The sequence below is a fragment of the Shuttleworthella satelles DSM 14600 genome, assembly GCF_000160115.1.
Classification (GTDB): Bacteria; Bacillota; Clostridia; order Lachnospirales; family Lachnospiraceae; genus Shuttleworthia; species Shuttleworthia satelles.
Map to the genome: position 1 here is coordinate 1,231,050 of NZ_GG665866.1, position 25,250 is coordinate 1,256,299.

24 protein-coding genes and 1 pseudogene are annotated in these 25,250 nt (G+C 46.4%); 3 read left to right on the forward strand and 22 right to left on the reverse strand.

Annotation, left to right across the window (positions count from 1 at the left end; translation table 11 throughout):
* Nucleotides 1-126 precede the first annotated feature (126 nt).
* The 7 genes from GCWU000342_RS05555 to GCWU000342_RS05580 all read right to left on the reverse strand — a co-directional run bounded on the left by GCWU000342_RS05555 (nucleotide 127) and on the right by GCWU000342_RS05580 (nucleotide 9,605).
* Nucleotides 127-1,164: a DUF5692 family protein gene (locus GCWU000342_RS05555; protein WP_006906333.1), complete on the reverse strand. Its 1,038-nt coding sequence runs from the start codon at nucleotides 1,162-1,164 to the stop codon at nucleotides 127-129.
* Nucleotides 1,165-1,615: 451 nt separating this feature from the next.
* Nucleotides 1,616-4,465 carry a hypothetical protein gene (locus tag GCWU000342_RS05560; protein ID WP_045000360.1) on the reverse strand — a complete coding sequence of 950 codons (2,850 nt, stop codon included), beginning with the start codon at nucleotides 4,463-4,465 and terminating at the stop codon, nucleotides 1,616-1,618.
* A 178-nt stretch (nucleotides 4,466-4,643) separates the two neighbouring features.
* On the reverse strand, nucleotides 4,644-5,366 hold the full coding sequence (locus tag GCWU000342_RS05565) for a DNA alkylation repair protein (RefSeq protein WP_006906336.1): 723 nt from the start codon (nucleotides 5,364-5,366) through the stop codon (nucleotides 4,644-4,646).
* A gap of 8 nt (nucleotides 5,367-5,374) precedes the next feature.
* Nucleotides 5,375-6,430 (reverse strand): hypothetical protein, encoded by a 1,056-nt coding sequence (locus GCWU000342_RS05570; RefSeq protein ID WP_006906337.1) that lies wholly within the window; start codon nucleotides 6,428-6,430, stop codon nucleotides 5,375-5,377.
* 92 nt (nucleotides 6,431-6,522) lie between these two features.
* Nucleotides 6,523-6,672 carry a hypothetical protein gene (locus GCWU000342_RS10465; RefSeq protein ID WP_006906338.1) on the reverse strand — a complete coding sequence of 50 codons (150 nt, stop codon included), beginning with the start codon at nucleotides 6,670-6,672 and terminating at the stop codon, nucleotides 6,523-6,525.
* 48 nt (nucleotides 6,673-6,720) lie between these two features.
* Complete coding sequence (locus GCWU000342_RS05575; protein WP_006906339.1) at nucleotides 6,721-7,323, reverse strand: MptD family putative ECF transporter S component; 603 nt, start codon at nucleotides 7,321-7,323, stop codon at nucleotides 6,721-6,723.
* A 59-nt stretch (nucleotides 7,324-7,382) separates the two neighbouring features.
* Nucleotides 7,383-9,605, reverse strand: coding sequence for an ATP-binding cassette domain-containing protein (locus GCWU000342_RS05580; RefSeq protein WP_006906340.1), 2,223 nt, complete (start codon nucleotides 9,603-9,605; stop codon nucleotides 7,383-7,385).
* 332 nt (nucleotides 9,606-9,937) lie between these two features.
* Here GCWU000342_RS05580 and GCWU000342_RS05585 point away from each other — a divergent pair, with 332 nt between their 5' ends.
* The 3 genes from GCWU000342_RS05585 (at nucleotide 9,938) to GCWU000342_RS05595 (ending at nucleotide 12,185) form a co-directional block, all read left to right on the forward strand.
* Nucleotides 9,938-10,705 (forward strand): DUF6630 family protein, encoded by a 768-nt coding sequence (locus GCWU000342_RS05585; RefSeq protein ID WP_006906341.1) that lies wholly within the window; start codon nucleotides 9,938-9,940, stop codon nucleotides 10,703-10,705.
* Between the two features lie 236 nt (nucleotides 10,706-10,941).
* The gene (locus tag GCWU000342_RS05590) at nucleotides 10,942-11,280 is read left to right on the forward strand and encodes a transposase (protein ID WP_006905209.1); all 339 of its coding nucleotides are present in this window, start codon (nucleotides 10,942-10,944) and stop codon (nucleotides 11,278-11,280) included.
* 29 nt (nucleotides 11,281-11,309) lie between these two features.
* The gene (locus tag GCWU000342_RS05595; protein ID WP_006905210.1) at nucleotides 11,310-12,185 is read left to right on the forward strand and encodes an IS3 family transposase; all 876 of its coding nucleotides are present in this window, start codon (nucleotides 11,310-11,312) and stop codon (nucleotides 12,183-12,185) included.
* A gap of 69 nt (nucleotides 12,186-12,254) precedes the next feature.
* Here GCWU000342_RS05595 and GCWU000342_RS05600 read toward each other — a convergent pair whose 3' ends face one another.
* The 15 genes and pseudogenes from GCWU000342_RS05600 to GCWU000342_RS05670 all read right to left on the reverse strand — a co-directional run bounded on the left by GCWU000342_RS05600 (nucleotide 12,255) and on the right by GCWU000342_RS05670 (nucleotide 25,151).
* The gene (locus GCWU000342_RS05600; RefSeq protein WP_006906342.1) at nucleotides 12,255-12,644 is read right to left on the reverse strand and encodes a PrgI family protein; all 390 of its coding nucleotides are present in this window, start codon (nucleotides 12,642-12,644) and stop codon (nucleotides 12,255-12,257) included.
* A gap of 3 nt (nucleotides 12,645-12,647) precedes the next feature.
* Complete coding sequence (locus GCWU000342_RS05605) at nucleotides 12,648-12,911, reverse strand: hypothetical protein (protein WP_006906343.1); 264 nt, start codon at nucleotides 12,909-12,911, stop codon at nucleotides 12,648-12,650.
* Between the two features lie 17 nt (nucleotides 12,912-12,928).
* Nucleotides 12,929-13,792: a VirB6/TrbL-like conjugal transfer protein, CD1112 family gene (locus GCWU000342_RS05610; RefSeq protein WP_006906344.1), complete on the reverse strand. Its 864-nt coding sequence runs from the start codon at nucleotides 13,790-13,792 to the stop codon at nucleotides 12,929-12,931.
* Between the two features lie 19 nt (nucleotides 13,793-13,811).
* Nucleotides 13,812-14,027: a Maff2 family mobile element protein gene (locus GCWU000342_RS05615; RefSeq protein WP_000863833.1), complete on the reverse strand. Its 216-nt coding sequence runs from the start codon at nucleotides 14,025-14,027 to the stop codon at nucleotides 13,812-13,814.
* A 3-nt stretch (nucleotides 14,028-14,030) separates the two neighbouring features.
* Nucleotides 14,031-14,342 (reverse strand): single-strand DNA-binding protein, encoded by a 312-nt coding sequence (locus GCWU000342_RS05620; RefSeq protein ID WP_005541371.1) that lies wholly within the window; start codon nucleotides 14,340-14,342, stop codon nucleotides 14,031-14,033.
* A gap of 165 nt (nucleotides 14,343-14,507) precedes the next feature.
* Nucleotides 14,508-16,292 carry a VirD4-like conjugal transfer protein, CD1115 family gene (locus GCWU000342_RS05625; protein ID WP_006906345.1) on the reverse strand — a complete coding sequence of 595 codons (1,785 nt, stop codon included), beginning with the start codon at nucleotides 16,290-16,292 and terminating at the stop codon, nucleotides 14,508-14,510.
* Nucleotides 16,289-16,774, reverse strand: coding sequence for a PcfB family protein (locus tag GCWU000342_RS05630; RefSeq protein ID WP_006906346.1), 486 nt, complete (start codon nucleotides 16,772-16,774; stop codon nucleotides 16,289-16,291). The genes GCWU000342_RS05625 and GCWU000342_RS05630 overlap by 4 nt, the downstream gene beginning before the upstream one ends.
* Nucleotides 16,771-17,622, reverse strand: coding sequence for an ATP-binding protein (locus GCWU000342_RS05635; RefSeq protein ID WP_006906347.1), 852 nt, complete (start codon nucleotides 17,620-17,622; stop codon nucleotides 16,771-16,773). Before GCWU000342_RS05635 ends, GCWU000342_RS05630 begins: the two co-directional genes overlap by 4 nt.
* Nucleotides 17,619-18,398: a replication initiator protein A gene (locus GCWU000342_RS05640; protein ID WP_045000370.1), complete on the reverse strand. Its 780-nt coding sequence runs from the start codon at nucleotides 18,396-18,398 to the stop codon at nucleotides 17,619-17,621. The genes GCWU000342_RS05635 and GCWU000342_RS05640 overlap by 4 nt, the downstream gene beginning before the upstream one ends.
* An 87-nt stretch (nucleotides 18,399-18,485) precedes the next feature.
* Nucleotides 18,486-18,770: a CD1845 family protein gene (locus tag GCWU000342_RS05645; RefSeq protein WP_006906349.1), complete on the reverse strand. Its 285-nt coding sequence runs from the start codon at nucleotides 18,768-18,770 to the stop codon at nucleotides 18,486-18,488.
* A 158-nt stretch (nucleotides 18,771-18,928) separates the two neighbouring features.
* The gene (locus GCWU000342_RS05650; protein WP_006906350.1) at nucleotides 18,929-20,527 is read right to left on the reverse strand and encodes a class I SAM-dependent RNA methyltransferase; all 1,599 of its coding nucleotides are present in this window, start codon (nucleotides 20,525-20,527) and stop codon (nucleotides 18,929-18,931) included.
* Between the two features lie 208 nt (nucleotides 20,528-20,735).
* Nucleotides 20,736-21,755 carry a hypothetical protein gene (locus tag GCWU000342_RS05655; protein WP_006906352.1) on the reverse strand — a complete coding sequence of 340 codons (1,020 nt, stop codon included), beginning with the start codon at nucleotides 21,753-21,755 and terminating at the stop codon, nucleotides 20,736-20,738.
* Between the two features lie 289 nt (nucleotides 21,756-22,044).
* Nucleotides 22,045-22,257: pseudogene (locus GCWU000342_RS05660) on the reverse strand (hypothetical protein); the annotation flags it as partial.
* A 268-nt stretch (nucleotides 22,258-22,525) separates the two neighbouring features.
* Nucleotides 22,526-24,787, reverse strand: coding sequence for an ATP-dependent helicase (locus GCWU000342_RS05665; RefSeq protein ID WP_006906354.1), 2,262 nt, complete (start codon nucleotides 24,785-24,787; stop codon nucleotides 22,526-22,528).
* 70 nt (nucleotides 24,788-24,857) lie between these two features.
* The gene (locus tag GCWU000342_RS05670) at nucleotides 24,858-25,151 is read right to left on the reverse strand and encodes a YerC/YecD family TrpR-related protein (protein ID WP_006906355.1); all 294 of its coding nucleotides are present in this window, start codon (nucleotides 25,149-25,151) and stop codon (nucleotides 24,858-24,860) included.
* Between the last annotated feature and the right edge of the window lie 99 nt (nucleotides 25,152-25,250).

Below are 25,250 nucleotides of genomic sequence, written 5' to 3' on the forward strand. Positions count from 1 at the left end.
CGTATGCTTCAGACAAGCCCGCAGATCTTTTCTGTAACTCAATTGACGCTTCAAAACTTCATAAGTGAAAATTCTCTCGTCAGTCCTCTCCCATCAATGACCTCAAAGAGCAAGCTCACGGGCAAGTCACTCCGCTCTCGCCATAGCCTCATCGAAGTCCCTTGTTCCCTTCCAGATCTCTCCCCGATAGGGATTGATTCCGCTTCTCTTAGACCTCTTGATGATAGCCAAAAGCAATGCCAGATTCACCAGGATGGATAAGACAGCGACCATTCCGCCGACCTGGGGCGCAGCCGTAGCCGGGTGAACATCGGTCCTCATGAAACCGTCCGCGTAGAGCACGGGAAGAACCGAGAAGACAGAGGCATCCTGGAAGGTCGGGAATACCTGGGCGAACATACACCAGGTCGCCAGGGTATTGGCCCGATTCTGAATCCAGCCGCCCTTGTTCCAGAAGATAGCGGCAACCGTGGGCGCCAGAAGAAGGGCGAAGCCACAGTACCAGGAGTGCGTGGGCAGGTTCAGATAGGTATACTCAAAATTCCAGATGTCATAGGCCAGAATATAGGCCCAGGTCATATCGGGCCAGAGCATATCGTCCTTCTTCCTGGAAGAATAGATTCCCCACCAGCCGGTCATACAGAAGATATTGATCAGGCCGGCAATTCCGTTAGCCCAGTTCCACCAGCCGCCATAGAGCCAGACTCCCTCAGAGGACAGCCACCATCTGCTCCCTGTCTCAGCCAGAGCCATGGAACCGCGAATGGCGGACTCAAAGTCACTTCCCACAGCAATCAGAATATTGATGGCTACAATCAGAAAAGGAAATGCCTTAAACCACTGGGTCTTTCCGATTCCCTTCTTGTACTTGAGAAGCATAAAGCCGATACAGCCGGCAGAAGCGGCATAGAGCTTGGCATAGTGGAACCAGGAATTCATGTGGATATAGGTCGGGTTATTCAGCGCCCACTCGGCTTTCTGCGCGGCTCCGACATAGATGGCAATAAAGTATATCGACAGACCGGCCAAAAGTCCGACAAAAATCCCATAGCCGCCGATTTTAGATCTGCGCTCAATTTCGTTGAAGAGAATGAGTCCTCCGAAGACCAGAATCCAGCCCAGGACCTGATAGAGGGACAAATCACCGTAAACCTGAAAAAACATTTTCACTACCCCTTTCGCTGTAAAGCAATCCGAAGTCCGCCTTATAGGGCAGACTCTTATCTTATTGCCGCAAACTTTTACATAAAATCAATTATATTAAAAAATGCAAATTTCAAAAGGATTTCCCGGAGATTTTATGTAAAAGAGAAAATCAAAATAAATATGATGCACAATCGTTTCTTGAAATCGGCCAAATTAGTGGCTTTCTTTGCTATTAGCTCCTGCTAACTGTTTTCATGTAGAAAAATCGGGGATGAATTTGTCTATTTTGCACAAATGCTAAAAGACCTGCAAAAAGGCTGACCGCCCCTGCCTGCTCCACTCATGGGGACAGGCAGGTATGGCAAGTCAGCCTTCAACGATTTTATGCTTTTATTTGTATCTGATGATCTGTGCCATCAGCCGATCTTTGTTATCAACTGAATCCGCAAGATCAGCCGGATCTGCGCAATTACCTGTCAGCCTTCCTCTTTCTGGCGAACGCAAACAGTCCGATTGCAAGCGCGCCAACTGCGAGGCTCGCGTAGATGGGAAGCTGAGTCTGGTCGCCCGTCTTGGGCGCAATCTTGCTATCCTTTACAGGAGCCACAGGCTTGTTTGGCTTGGGCTCAGGCTTGGGTGCGGGGGCAGCCTTATACTTGAGGGTGAAGCTGATATCCTTGCTGGTCGGATTGATCGCGTCCGCGCCTGAGGGCAGCTGCTCTGCCTCCCAATTAAAGCTGAAGCGGATGGTCTTCCCGCTCAGGGGATTGGTCGCCCTTGCCTTCAACTGGCCGTTCATGATTCCGCGAACCGTGTAATTGGTGTCGGCCTTGGCCTGGCTGTTGAAGACCGTGCCGTTGACAAGGACCTTGAGCTGATCGTCCATGCCGTTGACGGCATCCTTCAGATCAGCGAAAGAGGTCACATTCTTATTGACCGTCATGGTCACGGTGATGGTCCTGCCGGTCACCTGGCTGCTGATAATCTTATACTTGCCGTTGTCGTTCAAAAGAGATACGTCCGGCGTCCCGTCGAAGTCCATCTGATCGGGAAGGGTCAGCTTGGCGGTAAAGGTGGAGCTGTAGTCAGAGACGGCAATGGAAGCCGGATCCAGGTGAGACTGGTTAAATTGCGCCTCCACCTGCTTTAACTGCTTCTTGACCGGAGTCACATCAAGAGCTCCCGTAAAGGCAACCTTGCTTCCCTCAGCGACCTCATAGACCTGATTGTGCTCTGTCTCATCTCCGACCAGGATATCGCCCGGCAGCTTCACATCTGCATGGAATTCCTGTTCCGGCTTGGGCGCAGCCTTATACTTGAGGGTAAAGCTGATATCCTTGCTGGTCGGGTTGATCGCGTCCGCGCCTGAGGGCAGCTGCTCTGCCTCCCAGTTAAAGCTGAAGCGGATGGTCTTCCCGCTCAGGGGATTGGTCGCCTTTGCCTTCAGCTGGCCGTTCATGATTCCGCGAACCGTGTAATTGGTGTCGGCCTTGGCCTGGCTGTTGAAGACCGTGCCGTTGACAAGGACCTTGAGCTGATCGTCCATGCCGTTGACAGCATCCTTCAGATCGGCGAAGGAGGTCACGTTCTTATTGACCGTCATGGTCACGGTGATGGTCCTGCCGGTCACCTGGCTGCTGATAATCTTATACTTGCCGTTGTCGTTCAAAAGAGATACGTCCGGCGTCCCGTCGAAGTCCATCTGGTCGGGAAGGGTCAGCTTGGCGGTAAAGGTGGAGCTGTAGTCAGAGACGGCAATGGAAGCCGGATCCAGGTGTGACTGGTTAAACTGCGCCTCCACCTGCTTTAACTGCTTCTTGACCGGAGTCACATCCAGGGCTCCTGTGAAGGCAACCTTGCTTCCCTCAGCGACCTCGTAGATCTGGTTGTGCTCTGTCTCATCTCCGACCAGGATATCGCCCGGCAGCTTCACATCTGCATGGAATACCTGCTCTGTAGACTCTGCGTATCTTACGGACAGGGCGATCTGACTTGGATTATGCACGCTCTTACCTGCCTCGGTCTGCTTGCCGTTCCAGGTCAGGTTAAAGTTAATCTGCTTGCCGCTGACCTTGTTGGTCGCCGTCGCCGTCAGATCTCCTGAGATGCTGCCTGTGACCTCATAGTCCGTGTTGGCCTGCGCATTCCCATTGAACTTCGCGGTCTTAAAGGTCACCTTAAGCTCGTCGTCCACCTTGTTGACAGCAGCCTTGAGCTTGGCAAAGGTATCGATCTGATCGTCATTGACCAGACGGAAAGTCACGGTAGCGGAGTGGTCGTCTCCCGTAACGCTCTCGATCTTAAAGGAACCGTTGGCTCCGTCTAAAACGGCATCCTTAGACGCGAAGGTCAGCTCATTGGGAAGCGTAATCTTGGCCGTAAAGCCCGTCTTGAGGTTGGACAGGGCAATCTTGTCCGCATCCGTGCCATAACTAGCTTCAATCTGAGCCATCTGATCCTTGATGGTCTTGGCATTGATCACGCCGACGAAATCCATGTTGTCCGCCTTCTGGACCGTGATCGTATTGTTTCCGGTATCGCTGCCCAGCTTCAGATCAGCGTCAATATTGACTGTCTGGCTGACCTCCTGGGTCTGGAAGACATCCGAGCTGGCAAAGTTCGTGGCCAGGGGCTGCTTGGACAGGTCCGCGTTGAAGGTCTGCTTGCCGATCCCCCATCTTCCCCAGCTCCCACTCGGATAGAAAGAGAAGTTGCCGGTACTGTCAATGGTCTTAGCCTCCAGCGCCTGGGCCTCCTGCTTGCTATTGGCGGTCAGGGTGTAGGGGATGGTGACATTGACCGTGCGATTGGCTGTCCCGGCAGCCCGATCCTGTTTGTAATATTCGTAGATCGTCTTCCAGTTGACATCAGCCAGCTTGAACTTGAACTTCACCGTGTTGCCGGACTTGCTGTTGGAGATGGTGCTGGCCGGAATCATATTGGTGCTGCTGGATGTGGTCGGATTCCCTACCGTCACACCCTCAGGGAAGGTCACATTGTAATAGATCGAGGCGCTTGTGCTGACCGTCTCAATATCCCAGGGGAAATGACCTGCATCCGCCTCCTCCTTCATTTTATCCTCGAAGGCAGACATAACGTCAGCCATGGGGATGGAAGCCTTCCACTCGCCCGCATAGGTCCCGTGATTGCTCCCGGAGGCGCCTGTCACCGTCCCCTTGGCCGTCTTGACGTATTGGGCCACCTGCAGCTGACTGGCAGCCTCTACTGTCCTTGCTCCCGGCAAGACCATCCCCGCGACCATGACCATCGCCATGAGTCCGGCAAATGACTTGCTCAGGATACTCTTGTATCCCTTCATTCTTTCTCCTTTCTGCATAACCAGCGCTCCCCATCTGAGCTTTGCATCTGTTTCAATAGAATAACTGCACAACTGGCAGAGTAATTATAAACAATCTGTGAACTTTTGTCATCCCAAATTTTATTATTCCCTGTTCTGTCCAATCCTGATCGCGGACGCAGGGGAAAATCCGATCCATCTATCCTCTATCGAAAGCCCCAGCCGCTTTTCCCAGTCTTAACCCCTTAAGATACTCCTTCTGGTCCGCCGTGATCCGGTAGCTCTCGCAGGCCTTCTGTATGGTCTTATTGTGAGTCCAGATCCCGAGCTTATGATTCTCCAGGTAGGGAACTGTCGCCTTCCACTGCTTGGCAAGAGCTGTCGCGAAGAACCAGGCGACCATCATCCTGACATAGTATTCGTCCAGATGAACCTGTGCAGGCAACTCCAGATAGCGTGGTTTAAAATCATCATCCAGGAAATGCGTCATCAGCATCTCGATTCCAAAGCGGCAGGTATAGGTCTGGTCTGACCCGATCCAGCGGGGAATTTCCGCCAGAAGACGCCTGTGTTCCTTCTTGAAGATCCGGGGGGGCAGGATGTCGCAGACGGCCCAGTTATCAATGTAGGGGAGGAACGCATCCACAGCCGAAATACAGGCGTCAAAATCATTGATTTCAGAGATCAGCAAACTGTGCAGCATATTCTCGTCGTAATAGCTGTGAGGGAGAGCCTGCATGAAATCCTGCCTCTGCTCCTGCATCTGCTTTTCCCGCACTTTTCCCATTCGCTTTGCCAGTTTTCTGAGCTGCGGAACACGGACTCCGATGAAGGTCTGGCGCGACACCGTGGGCACAAGCCTGCTCTGAAAGTCCGCATATTCCCTATCCTGAAGGGCAAATAATTCCTCTTGAACGGTCATCCTGCCTCCTACAAATCCACTGAAATCGAGGTCGAGAAGATGGGTACCTGCTTTGACCCGCCATCCGTTTGATCCGCGTAAATAATGGCAGCGTATTTCCGGATATATTCACTTGCCTCTCTGTGGAGGTTGATGATATCCGGTACACGCTCCCTGCCATAGGCCAGATACGATACGGAGACTCTGCATCCCCTGCGGTTGAAATCAGGAGATATATGGGCCCGCTCGATACCAAGCGGAAAGGTATTGTAATCAATCAGATCACAGATATCCCGGTATCTTGTATCCCAGATCGTCTTTCGAAACCCAAACCAATCGCTCTGCACATAGAGATGAAATTCCTGTTCCGGAGCCCGCTTCAACCGAACCTGATAGATCTCCTTCCCGCTCCCAAAATCCTCCGTCTCCTCGTAGCTGTAGTTGCCCGTGCCGTAGAGGGAATCCAGATATGAACCGATCAGTCTGCCGTTTCCCCTGTCTGATGTCCATCGGATCAGCTTTGGGCTCTCCACCCCATATTCCTGACCTGTCGCAGCCGCATCACTCTTGACTGTAAGTGTCACATGGGCATCTTTTGCAAGAGGAGCATAATTCTCCTTCATATCTCTGCAGAGCGCCTCTACCCTCTTCTGCAGATCCGCAATCTTTGCCTCGTCAGAGAAATCGCTCAAGACCTCAACCGTCATCCCTCCGCCCCCGAAGCCGCTTGCGTAGCTGATTTCCTTCATTTCATCCGCCGTGAAATACCTGGGCGCCAAAAGTCTCCCCAGGGCCTCCATCCGGTTCTCTTCCTGGCTGTGCTGGGGAACCGGTACGACGCCGCCACGATGGATCACGCTTGTCACAGTATAATGAAGCCCTGCATACTGGGGCAGGGCCACCTGCCAGTGATCCCTGTCCAACTGCTTGAGCTGATAATTTCCAGCGCCATAGCGCTCTGCCAGCTGCCGGTTGACTTCCTCCGTCGTAAGCGGCTTGCCGTCGACATAGAGATAGCAGGCCGTACTGGTACCCGCGAACACCAGCGCCAGGAGTAATATTAGAATTTTCCGACCACCTGCCATTTGCCCTCTCCTCTATGATTCCGGCACACAAAAGCGCCTCTCTTCCCACATCCATACTCTCCTCTCCATCATAGCAGATTGCCGCCAGTTCATCAGATGACGCTCTGTATTTTTATGCCCGGTGATAATGAGGTTTCCATATCGCTTGAGCCGCTCGTAGCAAAGGGATAGAAGGATGCAAATCCGGTAATTGCTCTATATTCTTTTATTAAGGAAGCTGCTCCGATCAGACCTTTGGACATATCTCAGCATCCTCACTGATCCATAAGATACCGGCTTGACAGACTGGATCAGTTTTCATCCCCGTAAGTTCCTTCGGCCTTTTGTATATGTTTCCTGACAACTCTCTTGCCTATACGCGAACCGATCAAGGCAACGATGGCCGTCGCTGCCAGCAAAAGGATCCAGCCCCAGTTCATGATTGCATGGCCCGCATGGGTCATAACGTATTTCAGATTGTCAGATTCTTTAACGCTCATCTTTTCCATCGTCTTCTCGATGGCAAAAACGTAAGGATATACAGTGCTTCCAAAGCACAGGCCCACCTGCTGTAGGATGTAACTTGCTGTGAGCCCCCTGGAATCACCATATCCGGTCTTAGACAGAATCACTTCGGATACGATCCCCATTAAAATATAGGCAAGCGTGTACGGGAGGTAGAAGCCAATGATCCCCTGGATAGCGCAATAGATCAACATAGCGCCTCTCTTGCGCACCCTGGTGCCTATTGTAAATACAACCATCCCTTCAAGCAAGGCATAGTACAGGGGCATAAGCAACAGCGTTACCGGTGTCGCATACAGGAAAGTCCCCGACATGAATATGACAATATTAATTAATGACAATAGAACGACCGTTATAATGTCCTTTGTCTTGAGTCTGTTAGATCCCATCGCAACCTCCTCTCGTAGGTTAAAAATATATGGTTCTTTGATTTGAGCTCTGAAACGGCTCAGAACAGGCCGACCATTCTCGTATAGAAAAAGCCGCAGCCGATCAAAGCGAGCGCAGCCGCGGTAATGATCACATCTGATATATCCATCTTGAGAGATGTAAAGGACTGTCTGCGGCCGGGCAATGCGATTCCGCGAGTTTCTGCTGACGCAGAGAGTGACTCGGCAATCCGAATCACCCTCAGCATGAGGGGGGCTATGATCATTTCCATATATTCCGGGAACGCTGCGATTCTATCTGTTCTTGTCTTGAAAAATCCCCTGGTATGTATGGATTGCCTCATAAGCGACAGATCTTTGCCCATCACCGGAGCGAACCTGAACATCACGGCAAAGATCATGATTGCTCTCTCTGGCATATGCATATATCGAAATGCGGTTATTGTCTTATCGCCTCCGTCATTACTGATTACGGCTGACAAAAACTCTCCTATTACCAAAAACCTTGGAATGATATTGACCAAAAGCCCCGTCACCGCATTTGGAAATGCCAGGTATGCCAAAAGCAGGACCGCATATATGGCGCCATATCCAATGGAAGATTTGTATTTACGCTCATATATATTGATGATCATTCCTGCCGCAAACATCCCTGTTACGAGCGGCATATCTGCGAATGCGCTTGTCGTACAGCAAAACAGTGTCATTACAAGTTTGATACGCGGATCAAAGCTGTGCTTTGGATTCGCCGGTATGTATGGATCTGTTGCGGCTTGTAGCTTACCATCCCTGTATCTGCGAAACTGACGCAGGGACTCGTCAGAATCGAGAACAAAACGATCCTGCCCCTGTCCGTCTTCCAGCCAGACACAAGCAGTGCACGCACCTGCTATAAGCTCTATATCGTGCGTAATCATGAGAACAATCTTGTCCTTTTTCATCGCATTGACAATCTCTATGCAAGTTCGCAGAGAACGCCCGTCCAGCCCTGCCGTCGGTTCATCCAGTACAAGCACAGGTTTCTCCGAAAAATATGCCAGGAGCAGAACGAGCTTCTGCATCTGACCTCCGGACAAGCTGAAGGGATGTCGATTCCTAAGTTCCCATAATCCTGATCGCCTCAGCATCCTCTCCATCTCAGCTTCAAGAATCGGACTTGTTTTTTTGCCGTACTTCAATTCATTCCATACCGAGTTTGTAAAGAATTGAAATTCCGCTTCCTGCATAATGAAAATGCACTTATTCTGTAATTCTTTTGTCCTTTCAGCCACTCCGTCGAACGTAATCTTTCCGGATGAAGCTTTAAAGATTCCGCATATGACTTTGCCCAGCGTGGTCTTTCCATTGCCATTGGGTCCGGCAAGCGCAAGGACCTCTCCTGTTTTCAATGTAATATTGGCTGATTTTAGCGTATCCTCCTTAGCCCCTCTGTATCTATATGTCACATTCTCACAGCTGAGGACATGTAGCAAAACATCGTCTGGCTGTCCTCCGACGAGGTCCTCACTGAAATCCATATCCCTTCGCCTGATATCCCTGACTTCCGGCGCCCGGAGTCCCATATCCGTTAATTCCTCTTCTGTCAGCTGAAGCATTTCTTTTGCCTGATAGCATTTGACAAGTTCACCCGAATGGATATACCAATATTCGTCAGCGAGTCCTGCTAAATAATACAGCCTGTGTTCGCTCACTACGATTGTCTTCCCCTCTGCCTTGAGTTCCGACAGCATATCATGAAGCTTGGCGATTGCTCTTTGATCCAGGTTTGCTGTCGGTTCGTCCATGACAATAACGTCTATAGCAAGCGCCCAGGCAGACAGAATAGCGACAAGCTGCCGCTCTCCGCTTGACAGTTCAAACACAGACCTGTCCTTCAGGGAATCCAATCCAAATTTTCGAAACCCCTCGTTCACTCGCTCTACGATTTCATCATGTGACAGGCCAAAGTTTTCAAGACCGAATGCAAGCTCGGATGAGCTGTTCACTGTAAAAAACTGTGCTCTTGGATCCTGGAATACAGACGCCACCCGCTTCCCCACTTCTCCGATACGCAATCCTGATATGTCTTTGCCGTCAATCCTGCAAACACCGGTGAGCTCACCCTCGTAAAATTCCGGAATGAGATGATTGATACACCGCAACAATGTCGATTTACCGCAGCCGCTACAGCCGCATAAAACAACAAACCTGCCCGGCTCAATATGACCTTCCACATCGATAAGGGAGGGCTTGCGTCTCTCGTTATAGGTAAACCCCAGATGAAAATCAATCTTCTCTGCCATATCCAAAACGAGCCCCCGTAAAGCTGCCGGCAACCCTTATTCTGATGTCACAGAAAATGCCGTCCTCAAATCACGTCCTCGATCAGAATAGTAGTCCAGTCTCATTAGTTAGCTATCGCTAACATTCTAACATATGATTCCTCACCACAAAAGATTGTTTTGCATGCCTTGAGGCAACAGCTTGATGTTGGAACATATTTCACATCCATTTGCCATTTGACGCCGAGTTGTGTCAGCGTATGATAAGGTGTTAGCGTGTATGACTTCTTCTTTTTCGTAGCGGCTTTACGATATCCCAGTTTATTGCTGAATCAGATAGGAGATCGAAGGATATGAAAGGAAAACAGAAAAAAGGACAATTTGCAGATTGGAAATTACAGGACTGGTGCATATATGCAGGCTTCATTTTGCTCTGCTTTTCATTCCTTTACGGCGCGTGGCATTTTATAAAAACGGGCAGGTACCTTCACGGATTTCTGCTCGCTATTTGTTTTGTTCCTCTGTTTCTTTTTTGCCTGTTTCCTATTTTTTCAAAGCCAATTCCCGAACGCAAAAACAAATATACGCCTTTGCGGCTTCCTCTTCCGGAAACGAAAGAGGACTTTTTAGAGCTTGCAAAATCCATAGGGACGAGTGACAAAAACATTTTGGAGGAAATTTCTGAATGCCTTGCTGAGCCAGAGCATTTTCTGGAAACAATAGAAAAGATTGCAAAAGAAGCTGGTGGAAGTGAGGCGGAGGGACTTTATGAAGATTTAAGCGCTGAGTATGAGGAATATAAGGATTACGCAAAAAGCGCCAATGAGCCATTTCTTTATGGTACACTGATCCTTCTTGATTACAGGCGGATGATTGCGAGATTTGACTGGAAAGCCGACAGGGAAACCTTTGTATTTCTGATGAAGAAGTTGCGCGTGGTAAAGGCAAATGGGCTTCCAGTAGGTGAAGATATTTTATCGGAATCAGGAGATGTGGAACAGTTTTGCGGTCAACTGGATAAGCTTTGGGAAAAGGCAGGGTATCATACGGTGCTGATTGATACTGACAGTGACGAATATATCATAGGGGTACAGGAAAATTTGGGGGGAAGTAAGGCTTAAATATATCCAATTAGAAACCTCCAATATTCTACAGATGTAATTCCCAGATTGTCATCCGTCACCTCTTAGCTATTCCTCATCCGCCTGACCTTTTGAATCCACTGAGGGATTGCTTCTATTTGACCACCTCACTGAACACAGCATAACCCCTGGAGTTAATGATGCTGTATAAATAAAGTTGACATCTTATTCTCAAGGATTTCATTATAATTTAAGAGAATAAGGAGGCGTTTACGGTGGCAACTAACAGACAGTACGATCAGGAGTACAAAATCCAGGCAGTTAAGCTGGCAAAAGAGATTGGCCAGGCAAAAGCTGCACGTGAACTAGGCATCCCCAAAAACACGCTCTATACATGGATACGCGCTAATAGGCTCGGAAATCTGGATCTTGGAGCGGGATCCCAGACCCCCAAAAGTGCTATGACCCTGAATGAGGAGCTGATCACCTTACGTAAGCAGGTCAAAGATCAGGATAAGGAAATTCGTCGTCTTAAAGAAGAAAACGAGTTCCTGGAGGAAGCCAGCGCTTTTTTTGCCGCGAGCCGTCTGAAGTCAGCAAAAATGAAAGACTGAAATATATCACTGTTAAGACAGAAGGCGGCATGATTAAAGGGAAACTTACATTCTACTGTCGGATGCTCCATGTGAGCCGCCAGGCATTCTATAAATACCTGCAACGTAAGGATCGGCCTTGGAAATATCAGAAGCTGGCCGATGCTATGCGGGATATCCTAAAGGAAGATGAATGTAATGATACCTATGGTCGTTCCAGGATGCGTGACGCTCTTCTGCAGAAGAAGCCGAAGGATATCGATATCCCGAGTGAGCGGACCGTCTATCGAGTAATGGAAGAAATCGGCATCAGTCATCGTCCAAAGCGTAAGCCAAATGGAATAACGAAAGCCGACAAGGCTGCTCGTAAATCGGATGATCTGCTCAAGCGGGATTTCAGGTCAACAGAGCCACTGACAAAATGTGTTACGGACATAACCGAAATCAAGGCAAGTGATGGTAAACTCTATGTTTCTGCTATGTTTGACTGCTTCGATCTGGCTGTCTTAGGACTGGCAATGGCTACCAACATGAAGGCCCCGTTGTGTGCCCGAACCCTGAGGAATGCTCATAAGGCTTACCCGGAGATCGAAGGTGCGATCTGCCATAGCGATCGCGGAGTACAGTACACCAGTGATTGCTACCGTAGAGCCGTCCAGGACTGCCATATAACACAGAGCATGAACAGTGATGGTGGCCGTTGCCATGATAATGCTCGTTGCGAGAGCATGTGGGCGAGAATGAAATCTGAACTCTTATATGATCGCTATGATACCGAGAAGATGACTGTAACAGAGCTAAAAGAGCTTATCTGGCGTTACTACATGAGCTACTGGAATAACCGTCGAATCTGTTCCGCAAATGATGGCCTTCCACCCATGGTCAAGAGACAACAATACTATTCATCTTTACAGGAATCAGCTTAGGGTTGTAAATCCTTGAGGAAAATCTGTCAACCATTATTGACAATATCATTATCTTTTTTTGGCTTGCAATTACTTTTCTTTAAGTCCCGCTTTTGACTTCTCAATGCCTTTTCGTTTTGCATGAGTTTTATTTGCTGAATTTTTCTTTTCTTGTTCAAGGTAAACCTCCTTTCTCACTCTCTTTTGCGGTTGATAAAACTTATGAAGATAAATATGCTTAAAGTATTTCTCAAATGTCAGTCCGTCTTTTTCAAATAGTGTGATGAAAAAGATAGGAAGCGTGGATACGATAAGGAATATGACAGCTATGTCATTTGGCACAAACTTCCTCATAAATAAATAGACTGGTATTCCAACCAGTCCTGCAAGTGTGAAGCCTATGAGCTGCCTTTTCGTTAGGTTAAAAGCAACCTTTGTCTTTACCCTATTTAAGTCTTTAGGGATTGGTACATATGCCATATCTTACCTCCCATCTTCTTTACCCTTTGACAGCTCCTCAAAGTGTTCATATACAGAGCCGATTTCTTCCTGAATAATCTCTATCTGTTCATTCGTACTTTTGTTATATCTTTCCTGCATTAAGCAAAAATCATTATGGCAGCGACCAATGTCATCTGTTCTTTCTTCCAATTCTTTTACCTTGTTATGAAGCCTGATTCTATCAATTATCGCCATAATGCCTGCTCCAATTACTACTGCTGTAAATACTGTTTTTCTTTTATCCATACTATCTTTCCTTTCTTTTAGTGTGCATTTAATACGCTTTTGGCCAGTGTTCCGCTCTTTAGCATCATTAACCCCAGCAAAACCGCATAGCCAAGTATCGTCATGGTACTTGTGTGTATATCTGTTATCTTAATCGTCTTAACTAAAACTGCGTAAATTCCAAGACAAACCATTAAAAAGAGTCCTTGTAGTCCAAGTGCAAATAGTCCTTTGATGTAGTTTGTTCCAATCTGTCCCCACTCCTTGTTTCCCATTGTGGCAAATGGAATGGCTGAAACCGATGAGTAAACATAAATCTCAAACATTCTTCCGTAAACCACAAGCATAATCACAACGGATATTACCTGTATAGCAACCTTGATGAGTGAGGTTTCAAAGAGAATCATGACAAGTTCTCCAAGCCCCTTTTCTTTTAGGGTATCCATCATTGCCACTATCTGATCTCCGGAAACGGTGGCAGAGGTATTTATCACCCCTGCCGCCTTATTTACCATGTGCTGTGCCACATCAAAAACTGCCATTGAAAACTCAAAGGCATGAGATACTAACCATACAGCAATCCACATCTTGATGATGTACTTGAAAAATTCAAAGGTATCTGTATCGTGCATATTGTTCTTTTGCATCACCATGTTGATAAGCTCAATACAAAGAACTGCTGTGATGATTAGTCCCGCTATGGGAATAATGACGGAATCGTTAATGCTTTTGATAAAGGCAAATACATCTCCGTTCCACCCCATAGGTGTTTTACCTACATCTGTTGCAACCGCACCAACTTTATTGTTGATATCAAGAAACATGGACTCTAAGTTTGCTTGGATACCGCCCAGTAGAAGCTCCTTAAAGAATTCTTCTATCTTGTCGAATATTCCAAACATCTAAGCTCTCCTTTTCTTCTCAATTGAGTACATTGGCAAGTAGTGGAATGAGCTTAAGTCCGATAAGAACGATACCTCCTCCAGCCATAAGCTGCTTAATACCCTGGCTCTTAGCACCGGGATTGTCATTACCATATCCTTCCATCAGGTTGATAACGCCCCATGCTCCAAGTCCTGCACCTACTGCCATAACCAAAATCTTTAATACATTAACTGCCTGTGTAAAAAATGCCATAAGTTATTCCTCCTCATTTTCTTCTTTCTTTTCAATTTTGTTGTAGGACTTCACTACAAAGTTTTTGTAAGTCTTTCCCTCTTTTTCACGCTTCTTAAAGTAACCAAAGATATGAATCAAATCGCCTTTTTCAAAGTCCTTTGCCTTCTCAGCTTTTTCTCCATAGGCTGCACAGTTAATATACTCCTTGCCTTTACCGTACTTTTTTACAAGCGTGAAGTTTGCAACTTCTACCGTTTCTCCGTCTTTTTCAAAGTTTGAGAAAGTAGGTTCCGCCACTAAGTTGGCGTTGATGTTAATCATTTCTTGTTTCATCTTTTTAAATTTCTCCTTTTCATTTCAATAAAAAAAGCGACCGGAAGTATTACTTTTCCAATCGCTGATACTCTTACTATTTAGTTTTCGTTTAAGTAGGACTTCTGATCCTTATCATCTTGCCTCCTGATTTTGAATAAAAAAAACAGCAAATCTTTTTAAGACTTACTGCATTCTTGTAATAACCGTTTCTCTATTTAATTTTGCTTTTCCTTTTCGCTTCATATAGCTTTCTATGTCAAACAAATTCTTCTTATCATAGTCCTCAAGTAATCTATAGTTCTTATGCTTTGTAATATCGTATTTATCTGAAAGAAAAGGTCTGACACCTCTAAGCTGAAAGATACATTTACTACCGTCCATTACAGTAATCTCATCTTGGCTCATAAGCTCCTTACCTGTCTTTTGGTAATTAAGTCCAAAGCTCTTTTGATTACTCCTTGTTTCCGATGTGTTATATAAATCTATCGTTTCTTTTCCCAGTGTTTCAGACAATTCTTTTAGCGTAGTTTTCTCCTTGCCACCAAGAAACAAGGTACTATCACAGTTACCTACGATTGTATCAGCGTTATCCTTGTAGATTGCCTTTAGCTGAGATTGTGCTTGAAGTATGATGCTTGCTGAAATCTCTCTACTTCTGATTGTGGCAATCAGCTTTTCAAACTTTGGAATTAAGCCGATGTTTGCAAATTCATCAAGCAAGCATCTCACATGGACAGGTAATCGTCCGCCATATACATCATCTGCCTTATCACATAAGAGATTAAAAAGTTGTGAGTACATAATGGATACTACAAAGTTAAAGGTATCATCTGTATCAGAGATAATAACAAAGAGTGCCGTTTTTCTATCTCCGAGTGTATCAAGCTCAAGTTCATCTTCACTCATCAAGTCCCTAAGTTCCTGAATATCAAAGGGGGCAAGCCTTGCACCACAAGAGATAAGAATAGATTTTGCCGTTTTTCCGGCAGCCAATTTGTACTTTTTATATTGCTTCACTGCAAAGTGTGTCGGCTCTCTTTTCTCAAGTGCTTCAAAGAGTCTATCTATGGGATTCATATAGGTTTCATCATCTTCTCTGACTTCAGAAGCATCTATCATATCGAGTAGAGTCGCAAAGTTCTTTTCTTCTCTTGGAGCTTCATAGAAGATGTAGCCGATAAGTGCTGTGTAGTAGAGTTTTTCGGCTTTTACCCAAAAATCCTCACCTGATTTTTCTCCCTCTCCCTTGGTGTTTGCGATGATTGTCTGTACTAATTTGAGTATGTCCTTTTCACTTCTAAGATAAGCAAAGGGATTGTATTTCATGGACTTTTTGAAGTTAATGGTATTTAGGATTTTTATCTCATAGCCATTATCTTCAAGCATCTTACCGCACTCAAGGACTATAGTTCCTTTCGGATCAGTTACACAATAGCTACTGTGCATCTGCATTAAGTTAGGTTTGACATAAAATCGGGTTTTTCCACTTCCTGATCCACCGATGACAAGAACATTCTTATTTCTTGCATACTTAGGATTAGCCGGTCTGCCATTCATAGTTAATCGTTCTGTTTGCGTAAGTATGATATTATTTTGAAACTTTTCATCCATATATGGCTCTATATCTTTTTTGGTTCCCCATCTTGCTGAGCCATACTCTTTCCCCTGTCTAAACTTTTTAGCATTTTTCCCTTTGGTATATACGATAATTTTGATTAAAACAGCTACTACCACGCCCATTATAATATCCGTAGGATGAAGGCTTGGAAGAAAGCTCATCGTGTTAATCTCTAATATCCCTTGAAAGATTTTGTCAATAATATCACCACCTACATAGACTCTTACATGATGTGAAAAGATATTGCCTACATAGAAAAATGCAAGATAGGGAATGTTCTGCTTTAGAAACTTTACCTTATCTTGCACCTTACATAAGCCTTCGATGTCCTTTAATATTTTATCTATCATAGGCTCTGCTCCTTTTGTTTATTCTTGATTTTATCTTTGGAAACAGAGTTCTTAGCCATCTCCTTGAACTTCTCAATATTCTTGTGAATAGATTCTTTCCTTTCTGTTTTCTTTTCAGACTGTGCTAATGCGTGCTTAAAGGCTTTATCCATCACTTTCATATCTTTGGCTTGAAAGAATACGGAGTATTTACCAGTTTCCTTATCCTTCATCACTGAAAACTTGACGCCATACCGATTAAGTTCTTTTTTCAGTTCCTTAAGCTCTGCTTCTTCAACCGGAATTTCTTCAAGCTGTCCCTTTTTAACCATATCTTTTAGCTTTACTTCATTTCCGTTAGCATTAACCAGCTTTTCAAGTCCTCCAAGTTTTTCTGCCTCTTTCATCAGCTTCTTTAGTAAATCCAATAGAAGTTTCCCTGTTACTTTAGCAGCTCTAACTTCCATATTCAGTGTTTTTCTTGCTATTTCTTCATTGATCAACTTCTCTCACCTCCATTCAGCAGTCTGTCCCTATTGCGATTCAGTTTGTCCTTTTGAATAACCTTTCTAAAATCCTCACCTACAACCATAACAGGAATACACATCTCTATGATTCTTGAGTAGATTCTTTGATACTCTACGCTATCCTTACAATTTTGGATTGTGTCGTAGGAAAGGTTAGTAGTGAAGATAGTCGGTTTCTGTTTTAAGTACCTGTTATTCACGATGTTATATACTTGCTCTTTGGCATAGCTTGTATCTCTTTCTATTCCTAAGTCATCCAAGATAAGAACGGAAGTATTTACAAGGGATTCAATATATGCGTTCTTGTCAAAATCAAATCCTCCCTTTTGCAGCTCATTGATAATCTGTGCAAAATTTCTTATTTTAACGCCTATTTGATACTGTTCAATAAGGCTATTTGCAATGGAGCAGGCAAGATAGGTCTTTCCGCTACCTACTGAGCCATAAAAAAGAAGTCCGATATTTTCTTTTTTCATTTCCTCATAGTCTTTTACAAAGTTCTTTGCAATGATAAGGCTTTGATTTTCTTCTCCCTGATAATTTTCAAAGGTATATGACCACTGAATAATCGAGTTAAAGCAGCTACTCTTTAATCGTTCAATCTCCATCTGCTTTTGTCTTTCTTTTTCTCTTGCTTCTCTATCTCTATCACACTTGCAGGAAGTTCTAAAGAGCATCTTGTTTCCGAAAAACTCCATCACTTTTCCGTCTTTTCTTTCATGACAAACTTTACAAAATGCGTGTCCATCCTTGATATATTCTTTTTCAGGATCGTAAGAATACTCTACATCTTCTATCATTACTTTTTCTAATTCTTTCATCATAGGTGTTCTCCTTTATCATATTCTTCCCATGTCGGGATATTTGATGTTTTCACTTCTTTTCCTCTCCCCTGATCTTTATAAAACCAAGAAAGGATTGTCGCTTTATGGTCTTTATAGGTCTTTCCGGTGCTTTTGATATATGCAGATAATCTCTCAATGTAATTATCAAGCTGTGAGTTCATTATGATTTGTAAATCGGATATATCTTCAGCAGCTAAAAATACATTTTGAAATGTTCCAAGCCCGTTTTCACCAAAACTATATTCTCTCTTACTATACTTACTCTTATTATTCTCTATATAGTTAGAGTCAAGATTTTGAACTTCATGAAGTTCATTTTCTTTACTTCTGAGGTTAAAATCTTTTACTTCTGAAGTTAAGTTTTTTGACTTCTGAAAGTCATTTTCTTTTACCTGAAATACACTCATAAAGTCTTTAACATATATGACATTCGGCTTACCAAGCCCAAGCCTTACTCTTTCAATCAGTCCGATTCCTTTTTTCATATCGAGTTCATCTAATGTTTTTATAGCTGTCGGCTTTGAGATATTTCTTCTTCTCATAATTTCTTCAACAGTAAAATAGATAAATACCCTGCCATCTTTGTCTATCCAGTTATTCTTAAAAGACATTCCTGTCCGTTTCAAAAGCATAGAATAAAGGATAATTGCTTCAGCAGACAGTCCCTTAAATTTTTCTCCGTCTACCAATATTTCAGGTACTTTTAGAAAGTTAAATCTTTCTGCTTCTCTATTATAGAAATAGTCAAAGTCCATCGCTTCACCTCCCTCCTTAAAAATTGGCAAAGAAAAAGACGATAGTTTTTCTTCTATCGCCTTTGGTAACCATTTGTATGAATTTTTTTAGATTGATTTTATTGCTTCATTGATTCCCTGAAGGAATGCTATAACAGCTGCTCCGACCATCGGTATTCCATAAGGACTTAACAAAAATCCTAATACCAATGCCTCAATGCCAAGTGATATATCTTTTTGCATAAATGATCCTATTGCAGCAACTATACACATCAGCATTAAGAAATACAGAATAGTTGTTCCTATGCCAAGTATAAATGTCAGAAAGGCAGTAAGGATACTCAGCAGCAAGCTGATTGGAAATAAGATTATTTTTATTATCCATCTCATCATTTCTTATTCCTCACTTCCCAATTCATACTTTGTATCTCCACACACCATATCAATGCAAACATTCACATCTATATAATTTTTTAGGACTTTTTTTCGTCCACCTTCGCCATCTTCTACAAATACATAATGCTTGTAAAACTGCTTAAAATGCAGGATTTTCACGATTTCACTCTTTGTATCAACGCTATGCACTCCACATGCCCCGTCGCCGGAAACATATCCACCCCCCGCATCCGCCGGACCTCATAGCCTCTGGCCATGAGAATCTCCAGATCTCTTACCAGGCTGGTTGGCTTGCAGGAGATGTAAATCATGGATTCAACTCCATAGTCGATGATTTTATCCAGAGCCTTGGGGTGAATCCCGTCCCTGGGGGGATCCAGGACAATGAAGTCCGGCTTGTCCTCAATATCGTCAATGACCTTTAAGACATCACCGGCAATAAACTCGCAGTTATCAAGACCGTTTTTCTTCGCATTGGCCCTGGCGGCCGCAACCGCTTCTTCTACAATCTCAACTCCAATCACATGACCTGCTGCCGGAGCCAGGATCTGGGCGATGGTGCCGGTACCGGAGTATAAGTCAAAGACGGTCTTTCCTTTAATACAGTCAAGGTTATTTCGATTCTTCTCCTGACCGTCAAAATGGTCTCGCTTCTTCGCTTCGCCGTCAGAGTGACTTTGTTCCTGTTCTTTATCTGCCCCCTCCGGAAGGCTCAGAACCGTCGACAAGTCGATATTCTCCCTTCCCTTTTCGTCCCCTCCGATAAATTCTCTCACTGTTTCATAGAGAACTTCCGCCCCAGGCGAATTGGTCTGAAAGAAGGAGAATGGTGTAATGTCAAAGCGCAGACCCAGGATCTCTTCCGTCAGGAAATCTCTGCCATAGAGAAGCTCCGTCCCCTGGTCTTCAATGGCATCCGCCGGAGAATCATTTTGTGTGTGTAGGATGCCCGCCAGTTCATCACTCCAGTTGTGACTGAGCAAAAGCTGCTTCCAGTCACCAAGCAGCTTCTTCTCCTCCTCTTCTGTGAAAGGCCTGCCCTCCCGATCAACCCGATCCGTTGAAGTCACAAGATCGACCATCAGCATACCGGTTCTCTGCGCCCGGCGAACCAAAAGGTGACGCAGGTAACCTTCATGGCATATCTTGTGGTAAAACCCCAGTCTCCTCTCTGTAAAGAAATCCAGAGTCAAACGCAGAAGATCCCGCATATCCTGGCTGATGATACGGCACTGGTCTACGGTGACAATGTCATAGAAGGATCCTCGCTTGTGCATCCCCAGTGCCAGCTGGCCTCCCTTCGTTTGATCTCCAAAGGAGAATTCCATCTTATTTCGATATTCCTGATGGGCCGGTGAAGCCGTCACCCCCTCGAAAATCCGATCGACTCCCTCTCCGAAAAGGGGCTGCATCAGATGCCGTATCTGATCTTCCTTGAGCTTCCGCTGATCCTCATAAGGCAGGTTCTGATAGCTGCAGCCCCCACACTCTGCAAAATGCGGACAGGCCGCCTGCTCTAACTCGTTGGGAGCCTTCTTTAGAACTTCAAGCAGAATTCCCTGCCTCTTGCTGCGGCCGGCTTTCTTAAGGCGAAGGCGAATCTTCTGCCCGGGGAGAACATGCTTCACGGTTACCATGCGGCTGGATTTTGCCCCCTGGCCAACGGACTCCTCAGACTCCGCCAGCTCTACCTGCCCCTTATTGGGAAAATCGACTCTCCTTACGATTCCCTCTGCTTCCTGTCCTCTCTTCACTGCGCAATCCTCTTACACACAAAATACCATTGTCTTCTATCATCATGGCGTCTCTGAACGGATCCTTCCGGAGGATATTGCTGAAACAGGCATCTCTCCTGCGTCAAAGAACGCTCAGAAAAACACAAATGAGACTATGCGTCTCTGACAAAGATACCGGCCTGTTCCTGCTGAAAAAGTGAAATTCAGCGTTTTCCTTCTTCTTATCTTATCGAACCGGATTGGTCAGAAGCTCGAATCTGGTCATAAAATTCAACTCATCAAAACGGATATAAGAGTAAAAATTATTGAAGAAGAAATTATCAGACCTGCAAGTCCACTGTATTCCATAGACCAAACTCGTAACATCGGCATTCTTGCGGTCACCGGGCTGAAGCCATAGCTTCTTCCCGAAAACACGAGCCAGTTCTCCCTGATCCAAAGACCGCATCAGATTAATCCCCTCAAGTTCAATCTGCAGGCCCTTCTCTCGATCAGACTGACTTCCGTCTTCTTCAATGCCAAAACCGATTACTGTGCTGTTCTCCAGAATCTTATCCTCTTTCCTGCCCGCATAGAAAATCAGACTCCCGATAATCTGGCCGTTTTTAACCAGCAGGTAATCCGGATAAGCCCCATCAATATCTCTGGGCTCATATCCCCTGGGGATCGTACGGCTTTGATCCCAGGCATATTTCTGATAATCCCCACTGGTCAGATAGTCCCGGTACTCGGCTCTGCCCGCATTTTCTCGTCTGCAGTAGATGTCATAGCCCTCCGCGTGCAGATCCTCTGCCGTCGTCTGGTCCATGACAATCTGTGTCTGATTGATCTTAAGTCCCGGCGCCTTGGGAGGCAGACCAATAAAGAAAAAGAGCAGCATAAAGTAAAAGACTATAAAGAAAGCGGCCAGAAGAGCCATCAGGGAACGGCCTGTTCTCTTTCTCGCATTGAAGATGGAGACGGCAATCGGAATGATCACCGCCCTGCCGATATAGGAGAGTTTATATCCCCCCCGATAGACGGCATCGTAGATGATGAGACCTGCGATGACAATCATTCCCCCGTAGATCAGGATCTCCGCAACCGATGGTCTTCCTGTCTTTGTCTGGTCATTGACCGCGTCATCGATCGCCCTCGTTCCATCCGCCCGTTTTCGTTTCATCTGGTAGACTAAGAACAGATAAATGGCGATATAAAAAAGGGCCAGACCTACATAGCTGGCGATCAAGACACTTCTTGCATCCATCTTTTCCCCCTCCTCCGGTGTTCGCGCGCTTCCCTGTCCTTGGCCGCAGGTCAAATCTTTCCTGACCGATCGTCATCGGGTCCTCATCCTGCTCATGCACCGAATTCGCCCCTTATTAACATGGAAAAAGGATTTCCCATCCCATGGATCGGAAATCCCTCTGTATAACATATACTGTGATCCGTTTCTCACACACCCTGCCCTGTGGGCTTACAAACAGTATACATCAGAATGCAGGCTCCGCAGGTATTTTGATGCCGACATTCCACTGTCACAAATCAAAGTCGGATCAGTCAGCGAAGCTGCTCTCATCCTTGAGTTCCTCTTCTGCCTCCTTCTCGAGCTTCTCATCAGCATCATTCTTGGCGGCGAACTCCTCGCTGTCCTCGTCCTCGAAGAAATCATCGTCATCGAACTCATCATCGATGTCATCCATGAACTCTTCTTCATAATCGGGCTTGAAATACTTATACACTGCATAACCGACACCGGCGACAAGAGCTGCTAATGCGGTCAAACCAAACAGAGTCTTAAATGCCTTCTTCATAGCGATATACCTCCTGTATACGTGCACAACTTTTTCTTATTCCTGATTATAGCACATTGCCTGATAAAGCAATGATTTTCAGAAAAATTTAAGATTCCATCCGCATCTGAGTCTACATCAAACCCATAGAAACATTCTCCGAATCCATATCTGAGTCTGTTTTAAATCCCTATCGCTTCTATCTCCATCTCCATCATCACATCCTCCTTGCGTTCCTCCCCGCTCATATCCTCTGCAATTTCGCAAAGGTTGCGAACATCTTCTTGCTTCCGACCCGGTCGAAGTCGACGGTCACCTCATAGTCACGTCCACCGTCCACAAGAGAAGTGACCTGTCCCTCCCCGAACTTCAGGTGAAAAACACGGTCTCCCACCTGGTAATCCAAAGGCTCCTTGCCGCCATCGCCGAAATTCTTCGCGGCGGCCGCGTACTTCTGAGCCGATGTTTTCTTACGAATCTCTGCCGCGTTGCCGCGGGCATAAGCGACGGAACCGTAACAGGGGCCCTCGGCGTTCTCCCACGCAAAAGCGTCTGCCCGATTCCTGTCAGGCAGATTTCCGTCAATGGCCTCGGCAGGGATCTCCTCGACGAATCGACTCAAAGACGCGTACTGCATCTCTCCCCGCACCATGCGCATGCGGGCCGCTGTCACCGTCAGGTGTTCTTTGGCCCGTGTAATTCCCACATAGGCCAGGCGACGTTCCTCCTCAATCTCCTCATCCGCGTTCTCTGCTGTGATTGACATATAACTGGGAAAGAGTCCGTCCTCCATACCGACCAGGTAGACATTGGGAAATTCCAGGCCCTTGGCGGAGTGCAGGGTCATCAGGGACACATAGTCGGCGGATTCCTCCAGCTGATCAATATCAGCGACCAGAGAAACCTGCTCTAAAAAGTCATTTAAGCTCGGCTCTTCTGTCTCCTGCTCGTAGAGAATGACCTTGTTGATCAGCTCATCGATATTGTCAATTCTGGCTCGGGCCTCATCGGTCCCCTCCGCTTTCAGCCCTTCCACATATCCGGTCTGATCGATGATATAGAGAAGACTCTTGCTGATGCCCTCCTGCGCCAGAACCTGTCTGGCACGCTCAATCAGAGATATGAAGGCAAGAATCTTAGCGGCCGCTCTGGCCAGTCCCTGGATCTGTCCGGCCCTGGTCATAGCCTGGTAGAAGTCGAGGCCATTGGAATTGGCATAGGCCTGCACCCGATCCATGGATGTGGCCCCGATGCCACGGCGGGGAACATTTAAAACCCGCCGCACCGCAAGGTCATCCTGCGCATTGTCAATGACTTTGAGGTAGCTGACCAGGTCTTTAACCTCCCGCCGGGCATAGAAGTTGACGCCGCCGAAGATCTTATATGGAATGTTGTCGGCCACCAGCTTCTCCTCCAGGAGGCGGGACTGGGCATTGGTCCGGTAGAGAATAGCGCAGTCTCTGTAGCTGTATTCCCCGCGGCGGACTAGGGATGCAATACTGTCGGCCACAAATTCCGCCTCCTCATAGGCGGAGTCAAACTGCTTGAGAAGAACCTTCTCTCCCTCCCCCGAATCCGTCCAGAGGGACTTGTCCTTGCGGCCGGTATTATTGGCGATCACTCCATTGGCCGCTGTTAAAATGTTCTGGGTAGACCGATAATTCTGCTCCAGTTTAATGACCTTGGCGTCCGGATAATGCTCTTCAAAGTGAAGGATATTATAGATATTCGCGCCGCGAAACCTGTAGATGGACTGGTCGTCATCTCCGACCACACAGAGATTGCGGTAGCCGTCCGCGAGGAGCCTGACCAGTTCAAACTGAGCGGTATTGGTATCCTGATATTCATCCACCATAATATAGTGAAAACGGCGCTGATAGTATTCTCTGACCGTGGAATCCCCTCGCAGGAGCTCGACTGTCTTCATGATCAGATCATCGAAGTCCAGGGCGTTGTTGGCCTTCAATCTGGCCTGATACTCCCGATAGACCTGTCCCTGACGGGTCCGGTTGAAATCTCCCGCGGCCTCCTGCAAAAACGTCTCCGGTCCGACCAAATTCTCCTTGGCATGTGAGATCACGGAGAGGAAGGACCGCTCCTTATGGATCTTCGTGTCGATGTCCAGATACTTACAGACGTCCTTTATCAGAGACTTCTGGTCATCCCCGTCGTAAATGGTAAAGCGGCTGTCATAACCGACCCGATCGGCAAAGCGGCGCAGGATCTTCACGCAGGAGGAGTGAAAGGTTGCCACCCAGACAGCTTCTCCTCCAAAAGAGACCAGCTTGTTAATCCTTTCCCTCATCTCCTCAGCCGCCTTATTGGTAAAGGTAATGGCCATGATCTGGTAGGGGGCCACGCCCTTTTCATCAATCAGGTAGGCCGCCCGATGGGTCAGAACCCGGGTCTTTCCGGACCCCGCCCCGGCCAAAATAAGGACGGGGCCCTCCGTGGTGAGGACTCCGTCTCTCTGCTGTTCATTTAGTAAGTCCAATATCTTTGACATCTGATCTCCCCATCGACCATAGGATCCAAAATTCGCGGTGATCCTATCGTCCTGAGCAATGAAAGGGCTCTCACAGATCAGAGCTGACTCTCTCCAACACTGTGTTATAGCCGCCGTCTCCATAGTTGAGGGCCCGGTTCACCCGGCTGATCGTCGCCGTAGACGCCCCGGTCTTCTCGGCAATATCCATGTAGGTATAGTTCCTGCGCAGCATGCCCGCGACCTCAAAGCGCTGGCTCAGAGAAAGCATCTCGTTGACGGTGCACAGGTCCTCGAAAAATAAATAGGCCTCTTCTCTGTCCTTCAGAGTCAGGATTCCATCGATCAGGCGATCCGTATTTTCATCTCTCATCTTCTTGCTCATGCTTATCCCCTTGTATTCCTGTCGCCCGGTCTCCTTCTTCGATAGAAAATCCCGGCGGTTGCCTTAAAACAACTACCGAGATTTTAGCACGCTAATACG

Excerpts from the sequence above, each read along its gene's own strand:
- GCWU000342_RS05555 (WP_006906333.1), bottom strand. The coding sequence starts at position 1,164 with ATGTTTTTTCAGGTTTACGGTGATTTGTCCCTCTATCAGGTCCTGGGC.
- GCWU000342_RS05560 (WP_045000360.1), bottom strand. The coding sequence starts at position 4,465 with ATGAAGGGATACAAGAGTATCCTGAGCAAGTCATTTGCCGGACTCATG.
- GCWU000342_RS05565 (WP_006906336.1), bottom strand. The coding sequence starts at position 5,366 with ATGACCGTTCAAGAGGAATTATTTGCCCTTCAGGATAGGGAATATGCG.
- GCWU000342_RS05570 (WP_006906337.1), bottom strand. The coding sequence starts at position 6,430 with ATGGCAGGTGGTCGGAAAATTCTAATATTACTCCTGGCGCTGGTGTTC.
- GCWU000342_RS10465 (WP_006906338.1), bottom strand. The coding sequence starts at position 6,672 with ATGTCCAAAGGTCTGATCGGAGCAGCTTCCTTAATAAAAGAATATAGA.
- GCWU000342_RS05575 (WP_006906339.1), bottom strand. The coding sequence starts at position 7,323 with ATGGGATCTAACAGACTCAAGACAAAGGACATTATAACGGTCGTTCTA.
- GCWU000342_RS05580 (WP_006906340.1), bottom strand. The coding sequence starts at position 9,605 with ATGGCAGAGAAGATTGATTTTCATCTGGGGTTTACCTATAACGAGAGA.
- GCWU000342_RS05585 (WP_006906341.1), top strand. The coding sequence starts at position 9,938 with ATGAAAGGAAAACAGAAAAAAGGACAATTTGCAGATTGGAAATTACAG.
- GCWU000342_RS05595 (WP_006905210.1), top strand. The coding sequence starts at position 11,310 with ATGATTAAAGGGAAACTTACATTCTACTGTCGGATGCTCCATGTGAGC.
- GCWU000342_RS05600 (WP_006906342.1), bottom strand. The coding sequence starts at position 12,644 with ATGGCATATGTACCAATCCCTAAAGACTTAAATAGGGTAAAGACAAAG.
- GCWU000342_RS05605 (WP_006906343.1), bottom strand. The coding sequence starts at position 12,911 with ATGGATAAAAGAAAAACAGTATTTACAGCAGTAGTAATTGGAGCAGGC.
- GCWU000342_RS05610 (WP_006906344.1), bottom strand. The coding sequence starts at position 13,792 with ATGTTTGGAATATTCGACAAGATAGAAGAATTCTTTAAGGAGCTTCTA.
- GCWU000342_RS05615 (WP_000863833.1), bottom strand. The coding sequence starts at position 14,027 with ATGGCATTTTTTACACAGGCAGTTAATGTATTAAAGATTTTGGTTATG.
- GCWU000342_RS05620 (WP_005541371.1), bottom strand. The coding sequence starts at position 14,342 with ATGAAACAAGAAATGATTAACATCAACGCCAACTTAGTGGCGGAACCT.
- GCWU000342_RS05625 (WP_006906345.1), bottom strand. The coding sequence starts at position 16,292 with ATGATAGATAAAATATTAAAGGACATCGAAGGCTTATGTAAGGTGCAA.
- GCWU000342_RS05635 (WP_006906347.1), bottom strand. The coding sequence starts at position 17,622 with ATGATGAAAGAATTAGAAAAAGTAATGATAGAAGATGTAGAGTATTCT.
- GCWU000342_RS05640 (WP_045000370.1), bottom strand. The coding sequence starts at position 18,398 with ATGGACTTTGACTATTTCTATAATAGAGAAGCAGAAAGATTTAACTTT.
- GCWU000342_RS05645 (WP_006906349.1), bottom strand. The coding sequence starts at position 18,770 with ATGATGAGATGGATAATAAAAATAATCTTATTTCCAATCAGCTTGCTG.
- GCWU000342_RS05655 (WP_006906352.1), bottom strand. The coding sequence starts at position 21,755 with ATGGATGCAAGAAGTGTCTTGATCGCCAGCTATGTAGGTCTGGCCCTT.
- GCWU000342_RS05665 (WP_006906354.1), bottom strand. The coding sequence starts at position 24,787 with ATGTCAAAGATATTGGACTTACTAAATGAACAGCAGAGAGACGGAGTC.
- GCWU000342_RS05670 (WP_006906355.1), bottom strand. The coding sequence starts at position 25,151 with ATGAGCAAGAAGATGAGAGATGAAAATACGGATCGCCTGATCGATGGA.